The 15,047-nt window shown below is 66.1% G+C and carries 13 protein-coding genes; 11 read left to right on the top strand and 2 right to left on the bottom strand.

Annotation, left to right across the window (positions count from 1 at the left end; translation table 11 throughout):
- Positions 1–17 precede the first annotated feature (17 nt).
- Together ACIPXZ_RS00065 and ACIPXZ_RS00060 are read left to right on the top strand one after the other, a co-directional pair.
- Positions 18–956, top strand: a complete 939-nt coding sequence (locus ACIPXZ_RS00065; protein ID WP_400589972.1) for an amino acid ABC transporter permease — start codon at positions 18–20, stop codon at positions 954–956.
- Positions 957–961: 5 nt separating this feature from the next.
- On the top strand, positions 962–1,735 hold the full coding sequence (locus ACIPXZ_RS00060) for an amino acid ABC transporter ATP-binding protein (protein WP_400589971.1): 774 nt from the start codon (positions 962–964) through the stop codon (positions 1,733–1,735).
- A 128-nt stretch (positions 1,736–1,863) separates the two neighbouring features.
- Here ACIPXZ_RS00060 and menD read toward each other — a convergent pair whose 3' ends face one another.
- Positions 1,864–3,522 (bottom strand): 2-succinyl-5-enolpyruvyl-6-hydroxy-3-cyclohexene-1-carboxylic-acid synthase, encoded by a 1,659-nt coding sequence (gene menD / locus ACIPXZ_RS00055; RefSeq protein WP_400589970.1) that lies wholly within the window; start codon positions 3,520–3,522, stop codon positions 1,864–1,866.
- 331 nt (positions 3,523–3,853) lie between these two features.
- Here menD and ACIPXZ_RS00050 point away from each other — a divergent pair, with 331 nt between their 5' ends.
- Genes ACIPXZ_RS00050 through ACIPXZ_RS00020 form a run of 7 tightly spaced genes read left to right on the top strand, consistent with a single transcriptional unit; the run spans position 3,854 to position 12,325 of the window.
- Complete coding sequence (locus tag ACIPXZ_RS00050) at positions 3,854–3,952, top strand: potassium-transporting ATPase subunit F (RefSeq protein ID WP_400589969.1); 99 nt, start codon at positions 3,854–3,856, stop codon at positions 3,950–3,952.
- Positions 3,953–3,956: 4 nt separating this feature from the next.
- A complete protein-coding gene (gene kdpA, locus ACIPXZ_RS00045; protein ID WP_400589968.1) occupies positions 3,957–5,597 on the top strand; it encodes a potassium-transporting ATPase subunit KdpA in 1,641 nt (546 codons plus the stop codon).
- Positions 5,594–7,744, top strand: a complete 2,151-nt coding sequence (kdpB, locus tag ACIPXZ_RS00040) for a potassium-transporting ATPase subunit KdpB (RefSeq protein WP_400589967.1) — start codon at positions 5,594–5,596, stop codon at positions 7,742–7,744. The genes kdpA and kdpB overlap by 4 nt, the downstream gene beginning before the upstream one ends.
- Before the next feature lie 10 nt (positions 7,745–7,754).
- Complete coding sequence (gene kdpC / locus ACIPXZ_RS00035) at positions 7,755–8,366, top strand: potassium-transporting ATPase subunit KdpC (protein ID WP_400589966.1); 612 nt, start codon at positions 7,755–7,757, stop codon at positions 8,364–8,366.
- A gap of 37 nt (positions 8,367–8,403) precedes the next feature.
- The gene (locus tag ACIPXZ_RS00030; protein WP_400589965.1) at positions 8,404–10,950 is read left to right on the top strand and encodes a DUF4118 domain-containing protein; all 2,547 of its coding nucleotides are present in this window, start codon (positions 8,404–8,406) and stop codon (positions 10,948–10,950) included.
- Positions 10,947–11,621 carry a response regulator gene (locus ACIPXZ_RS00025; protein WP_400589964.1) on the top strand — a complete coding sequence of 225 codons (675 nt, stop codon included), beginning with the start codon at positions 10,947–10,949 and terminating at the stop codon, positions 11,619–11,621. The genes ACIPXZ_RS00030 and ACIPXZ_RS00025 overlap by 4 nt, the downstream gene beginning before the upstream one ends.
- Before the next feature lie 53 nt (positions 11,622–11,674).
- Positions 11,675–12,325: an HAD-IA family hydrolase gene (locus tag ACIPXZ_RS00020; protein WP_400589963.1), complete on the top strand. Its 651-nt coding sequence runs from the start codon at positions 11,675–11,677 to the stop codon at positions 12,323–12,325.
- Positions 12,326–12,344: 19 nt separating this feature from the next.
- Here ACIPXZ_RS00020 and ACIPXZ_RS00015 read toward each other — a convergent pair whose 3' ends face one another.
- On the bottom strand, positions 12,345–13,205 hold the full coding sequence (locus ACIPXZ_RS00015; protein ID WP_400589962.1) for an SDR family oxidoreductase: 861 nt from the start codon (positions 13,203–13,205) through the stop codon (positions 12,345–12,347).
- A gap of 83 nt (positions 13,206–13,288) precedes the next feature.
- Here ACIPXZ_RS00015 and ACIPXZ_RS00010 point away from each other — a divergent pair, with 83 nt between their 5' ends.
- Together ACIPXZ_RS00010 and ACIPXZ_RS00005 are read left to right on the top strand one after the other, a co-directional pair.
- A complete protein-coding gene (locus ACIPXZ_RS00010; protein WP_400589961.1) occupies positions 13,289–13,633 on the top strand; it encodes a winged helix-turn-helix transcriptional regulator in 345 nt (114 codons plus the stop codon).
- Positions 13,634–13,879: 246 nt separating this feature from the next.
- Positions 13,880–15,047, top strand: a 1,168-nt coding sequence (locus tag ACIPXZ_RS00005; RefSeq protein ID WP_400589960.1) for an SdrD B-like domain-containing protein, incomplete at its 3' end; no start/stop codon positions are given.

Raw genomic sequence — 15,047 nt, 5'->3', positions numbered from 1 at the left:
AAGGATCTAGGCAAGTCATGCATCACAAAGAAGACGCACCGGTACTGAATCGCTCAGTACCGGTGCGGCACCCCGGGCGCTGGATCAGCGCCGTCATCATCATCGGCGTTGTTCTCGCCATTCTCATCAATGTGTTCACCAACCCCAACTTCCACTGGGACGTCGTGGGCAAATACATCCTGGACGTCAAGGTCGTTCAGGGTGTGGGCTGGACACTGCTGCTGACCGTCGCGTCTATGGCCATCGCCATCGTGCTCGCCATTCTGCTGGCCGTCATGAGGCAGTCCGACAACCCCGTGCTCCGTTGGTCCTCCTGGGTCTGGGTCTGGTTCTTCCGCGGAACCCCGGTGTACACCCAGCTGATCTTCTGGGGTCTGGTTGCCGTCCTCTATCCGAAGATCACCGCTGGGGTGCCCTGGGGTCCAGAACTCTTCAGCATCGACACCTCGACCGTCATCACCGCGACCGTTGCGGCGATTCTCGGTCTGGCATTGAACGAATCCGCTTATCTGGCAGAAATCTTCCGCGCCGGCCTCAAGTCAGTGGACAAGGGACAGATGGAGGCCGCACAGGCACTCGGCATGTCCAATGGCAAGATCATGTGGCGGATCATCCTTCCTCAGGCCATGCGCATCATCGTCCCGCCGACGGGCAATGAGACCATCGGCATGCTGAAGACCACCTCCCTGGTGCTCGCCGTGCCGTTCACCCTGGACCTGACCTTCGTCACCAACGCTCTTGCCAACCGTCTGTACCTCCCGGTCCCGCTGCTCATCGTCGCGGCACTCTGGTACCTGGTCATCACGAGCATTTTGATGGTCGGTCAGCACTACATCGAGAAGTACTACGGCAAGGGCATCGACGGCGGTGCACCGCAGGTGATCAACCCGGATGCGGCGAAGGCCCAGATGATCGGTCTCGGGGCACCGCACATGTCCGGCGGCGGAGGTATGTGAAGACCATGACTGAAGAGAAGACACCCCTCGTCCGCATCGAGGGACTGCACAAGTACTACGGTCACCATCACGTGCTCAAGGGCATCGACATGACCGTCAACAAAGGTGAAGTGGCCGTGGTGATCGGACCGTCCGGTTCCGGTAAATCCACGATGCTGCGTTGTGTGAACCTCATGGAGACGATCAGCGCCGGCCGCATCACGGTGGGCGACGATCTGATCGGCTACCGCGAGGTCAACGGACGTCTTCACGACCTGAAGACCAAGGAAGTCGCCGCTCAGCGCCGGAACATCGGCATGGTGTTCCAGAAGTTCAACCTCTTCCCTCATATGACCGCTCTGGAGAACGTCATCGAGGCGCCCGTGCAGGTGAAGGGTGAGAAGAAGGCTCAGGCTAAGAACCGCGCCCACGAACTGCTGAAAATGGTGGGTCTGGGCGACAAGATCCAGCACTATCCTTCACAGCTCTCCGGCGGTCAGCAGCAGCGCGTCGCCATCGCCCGGGCCTTGGCCATGGAACCGGAGGTCATGCTCTTCGACGAGCCGACCTCCGCCCTGGACCCCGAGCTCGTGGGTGATGTGCTCAACGTGATGAAGGACCTCGCCCGCTCCGGCATGACCATGATCGTCGTGACACATGAAATCGGCTTCGCCCGCGAAGTCGGCGACACGCTGACCTTCATGGACGGCGGCGTCGTGGTGGAGTCCGGCGATCCTCGCGAAATCATCGCCAATCCGCAGCACGCCCGCACCAAGGAGTTCCTGAGCCGCGTGCTCTGAGCCAGACAGTGCTCTGAGCTTCACAGTGCTCTGAGCTCCGTTCATCCATTGCTCCGTAGTTGTCGTTTTGGCTCCCCAGAACGACAACTACGGAGCAATCGATGGTTAAGGGCCCCAGCAACGGATACTCACACGGCCCGGCGGATCCTCGCGTGGAGTTCCCGCAGCCCCTCGCGGGAGCAACGGACCTCGATCACGCTGCGACCCCGCACCGGCTCGGCGAGCGCCTCCGCCAGCTCGCCGGCACTGCTCACCAGATGGTGCGGGACTCCATACGCGGCGGCCAGCGCCCCGAGATTCACGGCGTGAGGCGTGCCGAAGAGACGTTCGACGGCGGGCTCGTACCCGCCTGCCAGAGCGCCGTGTTCGAGGGTGCCGAAAATCGCGCCGCCGGCGTCGTTGAGCACCACCACCCGCACGTCCGGTTCTGCTTCGCCCGCCCCGAGGAAGAGCCCTCCGGCGTCGTGCAGGAAGGTCACATCGCCGCACAACAGGGTCGTCTCACGCCCGGAGCCGAGTGCCACACCGAATGCCGTCGAGGTGGTTCCGTCGATCCCGGCGATTCCCCGATTCGCCTGCACGGTGGCGAGTGGTTCGAGGGTGGGGACCGCCGCAAGATCGGCGTCCCGGATGCCGTTGGAGGATCCGAGCACCAGTTGTCCACGGGTCGCGGCCCAGACCGCTGCGGCGACGGACGGCCCGTTCAGAGCGTCCTCCGACGCCAGCACACGCTCGACGGCGTGTTGTGCGGCCTCACCGGCCAGCAGCCAGGCGTCCAGCCAGCCCTCGGGGGCACGGCCGGCAAACGCGGAAAGCTCCTCCAGGGTCGCCACCGGCACCTCGCGACGGCGGCCTTCCTGATACCAGGCCACGGGCACGGGCTCATAGAGCGCCGTCGGCAGATCGGTACGGGCCAGCAGCGCCGCGACCGGCCGGGAGAGGGTCGGTCGGCCGAACAACACGACTCGCTCGATCGGCTGCGCGGCCTCGGGGCCGAAAAGCTCCAGCAGAAGCCGGTACGGCCCCACGGCATTGGGCCCGAACCGCGCGTTGGAGCTCGGCTCCGCGGCAAGAGGCAGTCCGTGGGCCCGGGCGAACGCCTCAGCGATCGGCCCGGCATCGTGGCCGGCCAGCACCAGGGTGCGGTGTTCCAGGAGTCCCTCGGGCATCTCAAGATCCAGGGGCACAGGATCCGGCGCGTAGTGGAAGGGTTGCCGGCCTGAATCCGGCGGGAACACCTCCCCGGAGGCGGGGACCAGCGGGTCCCGGAAAGCGAGGTTGAGCTGCACCGGCCCGGGCGGAAGCTCTTCGAACGCCCCTGTCGCGGCGCTGAGTGCGGTGCGAACCGCCCGGGCAGGGTCGGTTCCGGCCGGCACATCCACAGCGAAGCGGGCATGCTCTCCGAAAAGGTCCATCTGTTCCGTGGTCTGGCTCGCCCCGGTCCCCCGCAATTCCTCCGGCCGGTCCGCGGAGAGGACCACAAGCGGCGCGCTGACGTGGTTGGCCTCCATGACCGCGGGCAGCAGATTGCCCACCGCCGTTCCGGAGGTCACGACGACGGCGGCCGGTGCCCCGCTCCCGAGGATCACTCCGAGGGCGGTGAACGCCGCGGAACGCTCGTCGATGCGGACATGGAGCCGGACCCGGCCGGCGGCCTCCGCCTCCGCGAGCGCATAGGCGAGAGGCGCTGAGCGTGAACCCGGAGAGACCACCACCTGCCGCACACCGCCGTCGAGCAGTTCATCCACGACGATCCGGGCGGAGGCAAGGGCGGAAAGCTCAGTCACCCGTTCAGTTTAGAGATCCCACCGTCCCGCCGCGCACGGGCCGGATCGATCGGCCATGCACGGCATGGGCATCAAGGAAACGTAAAGGTTCGCCTGCGCCGCATCAAGGATGCGTAAAAGCCCGCGTCAGCGCGCCGGAAGGGGACTTCACTGAAGATGCAGCCCGAGGGTTGCGGGTGCGGAATCGTTCCGCATCTCCCGTGGACGGGCCGCGCTGCGGTCTGAGAGGAACGACTGAGATGGACGACGTGATCGCCGTAGGAGTCTTCATACTCCTGTCCGGCGCCATGGTGTGGCTGGCCACTGCCGTCGACAAGGTGGTGGGCAGGAAATGAACGGGGAAGTTCTGGTCTGGGCGCTCCTTGGAGTGGTGGCGCTGGCCCTGTTGGGGTACTTGCTGGTCTCCCTGATCCATTCCGATAAGGGGTAGGTCCATGCAGTACTCCTGGTTCTCTTATCTGACGCAGATCGCGGTGCTGATCCTGCTCTTGGCGGTGCTGCATCGCCCACTGGGGATGTACCTTCACTCGGTGCTGGAGGGCGGAAAGCACTCCCGCGTCGAACGCCTGCTGTACCGGGCGTCCGGGGTCTCCCCGGGTGCCGAGCAGAACTGGCTCGGTTACGCCCGGGGCGTCCTGGTCTTCTCGATCGTCTCGGTATTGGCGATCTACCTGTGCCTGCGTCTGCAAGCGCTCTACACGGGTGGCGGTTCAGCCGCCGTGGATCCTTGGACCGCCATGAACACGGCGATCTCCTTCGTCACGAACACCAATTGGCAGGTCTATGTGCCGGAGTCCACGGTCGGGATCGCCGTCCAGATGGCCCTGCTCGCGGTGCAGAACTTCCTCTCCGCAGCTGTCGGCATCTGCGTGGCAGTGGCACTCATGCGGGGCCTGACCCGGGCTGGAACCGACCGTCTGGGCAATTTCTGGACAGACCTGGTCCGCTTGAGTCTGCGCTTCCTACTTCCGCTGTCCGTGATCGCAGCAGTGCTGCTCGTGGTGACGGGCGTGGTCCAGAACTTCTGGGCCACCGCGGTGCACAACCCCTTCACGGGCGCCTCCCAGATGATCCCGGGCGGTCCTGTGGCGAGTCAGGAGGCGATCAAGCTCCTGGGCACCAACGGAGGTGGCTACTTCAACGCCAACTCGGCACATCCTTTCGAGAACCCCAACTCCTTCTCCTCCCTTTTCGAGGTGTTCCTGATTCTGCTCATCCCCTCGGTGCTTCCGTGGGTATTCGGCCGGATGGCCCGCGATGCCCGGCAGGGTTACACCGTGCTCGGCGTCATGGGTGGTCTCTGGTTGCTGACGACGACGGCGCTGGCTGGAGCGCTGGCCGCCTACCCGGGACTCGGTGAAGGTCTGGAGCAGCGCTTCGGCCCTGCCGCCAGCGGGGTGTTCGCTTCCGCCACCACCTTGACGTCCACCGGTGCGGTGAATGCGGCGCACGATTCCTTGCCTCCGCTGGCCGGCGGCATGGCCTTGTTCGACATGATGCTCGGCGAGGTCGCGCCGGGCGGGGTCGGTTCCGGCCTGTACGGGATGCTGGTGCTCGCCGTGGTCACGGTGTTCTTGGCGGGCCTCATGGTGGGCCGCACGCCGGAGTACCTGGGCAAGAAGGTTCAGGCCCGGCACATGACTCTGGCCGCCCTCTACCTGCTGGCCGTCCCGGTCCTGGTCCTGGTTCTCACAGGGGTTTCCGTGATGATCCCCGGAGTGCTCTCCCAGGCGCCGTCCCAGGGGCCGCACCAGTTCAGCGAGCTCCTGTACGCCTTCACCTCCGGCGCGAACAACAACGGCTCCGCATTCGGCGGAGTGACGAGCTCGGGCCCGGCGCTGTCCACCATGCTGGGCATCGCGATGTGGCTGGGCCGTTTCGTCGGGATCATCCTGGTTCTCGCTTTGGCCGGCGCCTTCGCCAGGCAGCCGAAAGTCCCCGAATCCGCGGGGACTCTCCCCACCCACGGCGTCCTGTTCGGCACGATGTTCGCCGGCGTCGCGGTCCTGCTGACCGCGCTCAACTATCTTCCGGCCCTCGCTCTGGGCCCGCTCGCAGAAGGCATGCTGACATGAAAACCGCAGTGAAAGACAGTACGACGCCGGTAGCCGGCGCCACGGCTCCTCGGGTGGAGGAATTCTCCGGTCACACCTACAAGCGCCGCAGTTCCTGGGATCGGAAGACCCTGCTGGGCGCCCTGCCTTTGGCCCTGGCGAAGTTCAATCCGCGCTCGATGGTTCACTCCCCCGTGATGTTCACGGTCCTGGTCGGCACCGCCATCTCGTTCCTGGTCTGCGTCGGCCAGGCATTGAACGGTTCCCATGACCTGGGCTTCAGCGTGGCCGTCACCGTGTGGCTGGCCCTGACGGTCCTCTTCGGCAACTACTCAGAGGCTCTCGCCGAAGGGCGTGGAAAGGCCCAGGCAGACAGTCTCCGGGCGAGCCGCGAAGGGTTGAAAGCCAGGCGCCTGCACGGCGTCCAAGAGACGGTGGTCGCTGCGTCCGAGCTTCACCGGGAGGACCTGGTGGTCTGCGAGGCCGGCGACGTGATCCCCTCCGACGGTGAGATCGTCGAGGGCCTGGCGATGGTGGACGAGTCTGCCATCACGGGCGAATCCGCCCCTGTGATCCGGGAATCCGGTGGCGACCGCTCGGCGGTCACCGGCGGCACCACCGTGCTCTCGGACCGGATCGTCGTGCGGATCACAGCGGAGCCGGGCTCCACCTTCCTGGACCGGATGATCGCCTTGGTGGAAGGCGCGGAGCGCAAGAAGACGCCCAACGAGATCGCTCTGCATGTCCTTCTCGTGGCACTGACCATCACCTTCCTGGTGGTCACGGCGGCGTTGGTCCCGTTCTCCCACTTGGCTGGACCGGTGCCGAGCGCGATCATCCTCGTCGCCCTGCTGGTCTGTCTGATCCCCACCACCATCGGCGCACTGGTCCCGGCCATCGGCATCGCGGGCATGGACCGTTTGGTCCAGCACAATGTCCTCGCCACGAGCGGCCGCGCCGTGGAGACGGCCGGTGACATCACCACGCTCATGATGGACAAGACCGGTACCATCACCTACGGCAATCGGCGTGCCGTGGAGTTCATCCCGGCCCCCGGAGTGACCGAGGACGAGCTCATGGCGGTCGCCCGGCTGTCGTCACTGGCCGACGAGACTCCGGAAGGCCGCTCCATCGTGGAACTCGCCGAAAACCTCGGCGCGTCCCCGGCACAGGGCCAGCCCACTCTCGAAGAGCTCTTCCGCGGCGGCTCCCCGGCGGAAGCGGTGGAATTCACCGCTGCCACCCGGATGAGCGGGCTGGACCATGACGGAGTGAGCATCCGCAAGGGTGCCGCCGGAGCCGTGAAGTCCTGGGCGGACGACGCCGGTGCCGCGATGCCGGACGAGGTCGCAGCCACGGTCGAGGAGCTCTCGCGGCGCGGCAGCACACCGCTGGTGGTGGCCCGCCGCACCTCCCTCGGCGGGGTGGAGGTGCTCGGCACCGTCGAGCTGGCCGACGTCGTCAAGCCCGGGATCGCGGAACGCTTCGCCACGCTGCGCGAGATGGGCATCCGTACCGTCATGATCACGGGCGACAACCCGCTCACAGCGGCGGCGATCGCCCGGCAAGCGGGCGTTGACGACTACCTTGCGGAGGCGACTCCGGAGGACAAGCTGGCACGCATCCACTCCGAACAGGCGGCGGGACGCCTCGTCGCCATGACCGGAGACGGGACCAATGACGCCCCGGCCCTCGCGGCCGCCGACGTCGGTGTCGCCATGAACTCCGGCACCCAGGCGGCCAAGGAGGCCGCCAACATGGTGGACCTGGATTCGGACCCCACGAAGCTGCTGGACATCGTGGCGATCGGCAAGCAGCTGCTGATCACCCGCGGCTCGCTGACCACCTTCTCGGTGGCCAACGACGTCGCGAAGTACTTCGCGATCATCCCGGCGCTGTTCACCGCGAGCTACCCGGGGCTGGGACTGCTCAACATCATGGGCCTGCACTCCCCCCAGACCGCGATCCTCTCGGCCGTGATCTTCAACGCCCTCGTGATCGTCGCTTTGGTCCCGCTGGCGCTCAAGGGCGTGAAGTATCGCGCCGTGAGCGCCCAGAACGCCCTGCGCCGGAACCTCCTGGTGTTCGGGCTGGGCGGACTCGTGGCCCCGTTCATCGGAATCAAACTCATCGACCTGCTGGTGGCTCTGCTGCCGGGTCTGTCCTAGGAGCACCCTCATGACCGCATATCTCCGCCAGTTCCGCCCCGCCCTGGTGCTGCTGGCCCTGCTGACCGTCCTGCTGGGCGGGGTCTACCCGGTGGCAGTCTTCGCCGTTGGACAGGCGGTGGCGCCGGCCCAGGCGAATGGTTCCCTGGAGAAGGTCTCGGGTGCGCCTGCGGCCTCATCCTTGATCGCGCAAGCCGTGCCGGAAGGTGAGAAGCGCTTCTTCTTCCCCCGGCCGTCGGCTGCACACTGGGATCCGGCAGCCTCCGGAGCTTCCAACCTCGGCCCCAGCGACCCGGCGCTGAAGGAGGCTGCGGACAAGGCACGTGCCGCCGTCGCCGCACGGGAGGGCGTCACGGCGTCCTCCGTCCCGCAGGACGCCGTGACCGCCTCCGCCTCCGGTCTGGACCCGGACATCTCTCCTGCCTACGCCCGGCTGCAGATCCCACGGGTGGCACGGGCCAATGGGCTGAGCGTCGCGGAGGTGGAGCGGCTCGTGCAGGAATCCACCACCACGGGGGTCGAGTCACTGCTCGGACAGGAATCGGTCGACACCACCACGCTCAACCTGGCCGTCGGGCACCTGGCGAAAGGCCTCTCCCCCAGCGGTGACCTCGGCCGATGACGCTGCCAGGCGACGCCGCACACGTTAGGATCGGCCCATGAGACGCGGGCGGCTGCGGGTGTTCCTGGGAGCGGCCCCAGGGGTCGGCAAGACCTACGCCATGCTGGAGGAGGCCCACCGATTGAAGGCCGCCGGCGATGACGTCGTGGTGGCTGTCGCACTCGATCACGGCCGGCGCCAGACAGCCCGGCTGCGCGAGGGCCTCGAAACGATCCCCCTGAAGCCCGTGGCCCACCGGGGTGCCGTCCTGGAGGAGATGGACCTCGATGCCGTGCTCGCCCGGCGCCCGCAGCTCGCCGTCGTCGATGAATACGCCCACAGCAACGCCCCCGGCAGCCGCCACGCCAAGCGGTGGGAAGACGTCGAGGAACTCCTCGGTGCCGGGATCGACGTGCTGTCCACCGTGAACGTGCAGCATCTCGCCTCGCTGCACGACGTCGTCCAGGCGATCACCGGGACGAGCCAGCAGGAGCGCATCCCGGACGCCGTGGTCCGCACCGCAGACCAGATCGAACTGGTCGACATCGCCCCCGAACTGCTGCGCCAGCGGCTCAGCCAAGGCGATGTCTATCCGCCGGAGAACATCGACGCGGCGCTCGCCAACTACTTCCGCCTCGGCAACCTCTCGGCGTTGCGGGAGATCGCGCTGATCTGGCTCGCCGACCGGGTCGACGAGGGCCTGGCCGAGTACCGGGAACGGCAGGGTATCGCCGGGACCTGGCCCACCCGGGAGCGGATCGTCGTGGGTCTCACGGGCGGCCCGGAGGGGGAAGTGCTGCTGCGCCGCGCGGCACGGATCCTCGCCCGGGTCAACGACGGCGATCTGCTGGCGGTACACGTCCGGCGCGCCGATGGACTCGACGACGACGGCGGAAGTCTCGCCGCCCAGCAACGGCTCGTCGAAGACCTGGGCGGACGTTTCGTCCACCTTTCCGGGGAAGACGTCGCCACGTCCCTGCTGGACTATGCCCGCGGGGTGAACGCGACGCAGATCGTCATCGGAATTTCGCGCCACGGCCGGTTCCGTCAGATCCTCCGCGGCGGGGTCAGCAACGCCGTCAGCAGGGGTTCCGGCGACATCGATGTCCACTTGGTGACCCACCCCTTCACGGGGCGACAGGCAGTGCTCCCGTCCGCCCCTTCGCTGGGGAGGCTCCGGCTCACGCTCGGTTTCGTGCTGGCCCTGGTCGGTCCGCCGCTGATCACCCTCATGCTCTCGCCGTTCCATCATCTGAGCCTCGCCACCCATGTCCTGGCGCACCTGTGCGTGGTCATCACGGTGGCCTTCGTGGGAGGGCTCAAGCCCGCTGTCCCGGCGGCAGTGCTGGACTCTCTCCTGCTCAACTACTTCGTGACACCCCCGGTGGGGGCGTTCACGATCTCCGATCCGCAGAACTTCTTCGCGCTGCTGGTCTTCCTGGGTGTCGCGATCGCCGTCTCTCTCGTGGTGGGACTGTCGGCCCGGCGCAGTCTGGAAGCTCGCCGGGCACGTTCGGAGGCCGCAACCCTGAACGAGCTCGCCGCCGCGTCGCTGGCCAGCGACCAGCGCCCGGAGCAGTTCCTCGCTCAGATCCGGGAGGAGTTCGGTCTTCAGTCCGCTGCCCTGTTCGTCCGGGAGTCTTCTTCGGTGGAGAGCCACACCTTCTGGGAGCCGGCCGCCTCTTCCGGGCCGTCGGCACCGACCCGGCCGGACGATGCCGACGAGAGTGAACACCTCGCCCCCACCGTTCTCCTCGCGTGGAGGGGCCGGGTCCTCAGCGGTGCTGAACGCCGCCTGCTGAAGGCCTTCGAATCTCATCTTCTGGCCCTTCTGGAGAGAGAACGCCTCGCCTTGACCTTGGCTGACACCGTGAAGCTGGCCGAAGGGAACAAGATCCGCACCTCCTTGCTCCAGGCCGCCTCTCACGATCTCCGGACCCCGCTGGCCGGGATCGGGCTCGCTGTGACCGCACTGCGACGGCAACGGGGCAAGACCACCGCGGAGGAGGAAGAGGAGATGCTGGAGACCATTGAAAGCTCCAATCGCCGCTTGGAATCCCTCATCGCGAACCTGCTGGACATGTCCCGGATCTCCGGGGACGCCGTCACCGTGCTGCATGAACCGGTCTCGTGGCTGGACGTGGTTCCCGAGGCCCTTTCCGGTGTCCCGGGTGGATCGGTGCGCGTGGAGCTCACCCCGAATCTTCCTCCGGTCGATGCCGACCGTGGCCTGCTGGAGCGGGCTCTGGCGAACGTGGTGGAGAACGCCGTGAAGCACGCACCCGGCTCCGAGGTGGTCCTGGTGGCGACTCCGGGCGGCATGCTCGGACCGACCCTTGACGGCCGTCCGGCCAGTGAATTGCGCGTGGTGGACCATGGTTCAGGCGTGTCCCGGGAGCGCCTGGCGGAGATGTTCCGCCCGTTCCAGCGCCTGCAGGAGCAGACCAGCGGGCTGGGGCTCGGCCTCGCCGTCGCACGCGGCTTCGTAGAGGCCATGGACGGCGAACTGACAGCGGAAGAAACTCCCGGCGGCGGCTTGACCATGGTGCTCCGGCTCCCGCTCTACGCCGGACCACAGGATGAAAGCGGGGAGGAGGCACGATGAGGAAAGTGCTGGTGGTGGATGACGAGCCCCAGCTGCTGCGCGCCCTGCAGATCAATCTGAGGGCCGAAGGCTACGAGGTGAGTGTGGCCCAGGACGGCGCGTCGGCTCTCCGCGCAGCCGCCGAGTCCCCGCCGCACGCAGTGGTACTGGACCTGGGCCTTCCCGATATGGATGGCACCGAGGTCATCCAAGGAATCCGGGGATGGACCGACATCCCGATCATCGTCCTCTCGGCGCGGCACGGCTCCTCGGACAAGGTCGAAGCGCTGGACGCCGGCGCCGACGACTACGTGACCAAGCCCTTCGGCCTGGACGAACTCCTCGCTCGTCTGCGGGCGGTGGAGCGCCGACGGGTCAAGGACCAGGACGGTGCCGTAGTCCACGCCGGGGACCTGACGATCGATCTGGCCGCCTCATCCGTGAGCCGTAATGGCGAACGGATCCATCTGACGCCCCGGGAATGGGCTGTCTTGCAACTCCTGGTTGAGAACGCTGGGAAGCTGGTGAGTCAGCAGCAATTACTGTTGTCCGTCTGGGGGCCGGCCTACACGGAAGAGACCCAATATCTGCGGGTCTACCTCGCACAGCTGCGTCGCAAACTGGAGCCCGATCCGGCTCACCCGGTCTACTTGCTCACGGAACAAGGCATGGGTTACCGCTTCGCGCCGTGAGAGGTGCATCGACTCATGGACCGCGGGAGCCGCCCCGCCGGTAGGGTGGGGCCATGAGCGAAACCCTGAGCGCCAAGGCCGTACTGCTGGACATGGACGGCACTCTCGTGGATTCGTCCGCCGTCGTCGAACGGCTGTGGACCGAATGGGGACGGGAGCACGGCCTGGACCCGGAGCGGGTTCTGAGCGTGATCCATGGCCGCCAGGGGCAGGAGAGCATGGCGATCCTCCTGCCGGAACGCCCTCAGGAACTCAACGTGGCCGAAAACCAGGCGATGCTCGCCCGGGAGGTCCAGGAACTCGACGGCGTCCGTGCCGTTCCCGGAGCCCCGGCCCTTCTCGGAGGCCTCGCCGGTACGCGGCATGCACTGGTGACCTCCGCGACCCTCGCGCTCGCCACCGCGAGGATGACGGCGGGAGGGGTGCCCATGCCTCCCCTGGTGGTCAGCGCCGAGGACGTCACCCGCAGCAAACCGGACCCTGAGGGCTTCCTCGCGGCTGCCGCGGCCCTCAGCGCGAAACCCCATGACTGCGTGGTCTTCGAAGACTCACAGGCCGGGATCACCGCTGCCCGGGCGGCTGGAATGCGCGTGGTGGGAGTCGGGGAAGCCGCTTCCGCCTTCGATCCCGACCACCATGTCCTGGATCTCAACGCCCTGTCCTGCACCGCGACGTCGGACGGCGTGCTCCTCACCTTCCACTGAGCCTGCGCGGCCGCCCATTTTAGAGAGCGATGTCCCGCAGCCACTCCTCAGCGCTGCGGGCAGCGATGCCGAGCTGTGCGGTTTCACTCGTGTCCGCGTTGATCAGGCTGTCCGGCAGGGTCCACTGCGCTTCATAAAGCGCGACGACGCCGGCTGTCGCCGCGGCTCCGAACAGCGGGGTGATCATCGCCCCGAACTCGGCCGGGGTGATCTGTTCGAACCGGACGTCCTTCCCAAGGTGTGCCGCGAAAGCAGCCGCGAGTTCAGGCCCCGTCGTGCCGGTGGGCGCGCCGATGCCCACCACTCCTGTGACGTGCGGATCCAGGAGCAGTGCCACCGCCGCATCGGCCACGTCGAGGTGCGAGGCCCAGGACACCCGGTAGTCCTCGCGCACGGGATACCGCAGCACGCCGTCGGACATCACCCCGTCGATCACCGGCGGAAGCAACAGGTTCTCGAGGAAGAGCCTGGGAGCCGTCACCGCTGCCGAGAGCTCGGCCTCGGAGAGAGCTGCTATGAGACGCGGCAACGGAGAATCTGCCGGTTGCTGCAAAGGATGCCCGGGCGCATCGATGATCTGACCGCTGGTGGAGACCACGATCCGCGCCGGCCGGGCTCGCACCACAGCCTCGGTGATGTTGGCCGCATAGCCTGCGATCACGTCCGGAGCGCCGAGCGGGAGATGGATGAAGAGGCCTTCGGCGCCCTGGTAGGCCGCCGCGAGAGAGTCGACGTCTCCGTAATCGACCGCCAGGTGGTTGATCGGTGCCGGCTGCGAGGCCTCGCGGCCCAGTGCCGTGACTTCTCGATGTGCGGCCAGCAGGCCGGAAACGACGGGGGAACCTTGGGCGCCGCTTGCGCCATGCACGAGGTAGCTCATATTTTCATTAGTCCACACGATGCATCGGTTACATCAACTGCACCGGCACATCATCCGCAGGGGGTGACGAAAGGACTTTGAGAGTGACTGTGCACGACGACAGAGCGGGACGAGATGCTTCCGGCGGTCTGCCGGACTGCGGCGTAGCGAGATTTCTGGTGCTCCTCGAAGGGCCATGGGCCACTCTCATCGTGAGGGAGCTTCTTCCCGGCCCCCGGCGTTTCGGAGAACTCAGGAATGCCTTGCCAGGCATCAGCGCACACACGCTCACCTCGCGTCTCCGGCGCTTCGAACAGCACGGAATCGTGACCCGCACCAGCTTTGCGGAAAACCCTCCTCGGGTCGAATACGAACTGACCGCACTGGGCCAGGGGCTCCGCACGGTCCTGGAGTCCATGAGTGACTGGGCTCTGACCGTACCTCGCTGACTGCTACGAACAATCCATAGTCGTCGGTTCCACCGGCACTCGACCGAATAGCACACCTTTCTTGGATCTTCCAGGAACGATGCTCATGTCCGACATACTAATTGCCCTACATTTGCTAAAAGGCTACGCTGACCGTAGCTACGATCCGTGCCGGTTGTGTTTGCCCAGCCCGGATGGGGGCCGGGAGACAGCTCACGTCTCCTGGGATTTCGTCGCTTTCATGTCCGTAACCCTGAGGAGAATGAGATGGGACAACATACCCTCCCGAGACGGAGGAAGCGCGCCCAGGAGGCGCGTAAGATCGGCGCTTCGGTGCTCGCCACGGCGGTGGTCGCCAGCACCACTCTGGGTGCATCACTGATCACGGCGCCTGCGGCTTCCGCCGCGCAGGAGAACGGCTACGTCTTCAATGACCAGTGGACCTTGGTCGATCCCGGGTCTGCTGCAACCGACAACACTCTGCCAGTCTCGCGCAGCGTAGCGACGTACTCGGCAACCTCACAGTTGCCGATGCGCACCGGCAATATCGGCATCCGCATGGATGTGACAGAAGCGGCTGACACCGTCAAGGGCACCAACTACCTCGATGCGGTGAACGCTCAGGACTACTGGCAGGCAAACTCGAGCACCTTCCTCGGTTCGCCGACTGTGGCGAACCTTCCGGCGGTTGCCTTCGAGACGAACCCCTCGAACTGCGGTGTTTTCAATTCGATTGAGAAGACCAACTTCAACGGCATCTGCGAAGACACTGCCGATGTGACGATCACCTTCGACAAGACGGTGACCGACCCGATTCTCGATGTCAGCGGCTTGGGCGGCTACATCTGGGCCCGGGCCCGTGACAACGCGAACGACCCTTGGTCCTACCGCGGCGGCTTCCTGCAGCAGCAATGGAACCTCCTGACCGGAGGCGTCACTCTCCAGGCGCCGACGGGAACGAACCCGTCTAATATGACGATCACGTCCACCAGTTTCAAGCCATCCACCCGGAATGCGAATGGCATTTGCTACTCGGAGATGCAGGACAACGCCGGGGCTTCCAACGCAAGCCCTCGCAGCGCTGCGGGAGCTTGTGGCTCAGTGCTTCTTCGCGGCACCTTTGACACCGTGACGTTCCGCATCGACCACGATGTGGCCCCGTTCACCGCCTTCTCCACTGCCGAATACGGCACCGGCAGCGAGTGGTTTGCCAACAACCGCAAGAACATGGACGGCATCAACGGCCTGAATGCCACTTACGGCGAAACACCTAAGCTGCCGAACAACACCTGGCGTGTCCAGAACGACCAGGCCCACTTCTCGGTCCGTTTGCCGCAGACGGGTGCGATTGGTGATCGGGTGTGGAATGACGCTAATGGCAATGGTGTTCAGGATGCTGGTGAGGCCGGTATTCAGGGTGTGATGGTTGAGTTGT

The organism is Arthrobacter sp. NPDC090010, from assembly GCF_044748305.1.
Lineage (GTDB): Bacteria > Actinomycetota > Actinomycetes > Actinomycetales > Micrococcaceae > Arthrobacter_E.
The sequence above is the reverse complement of the archived record's forward strand: the minus strand, read 5'-3'. Positions and strand labels throughout refer to the sequence as shown.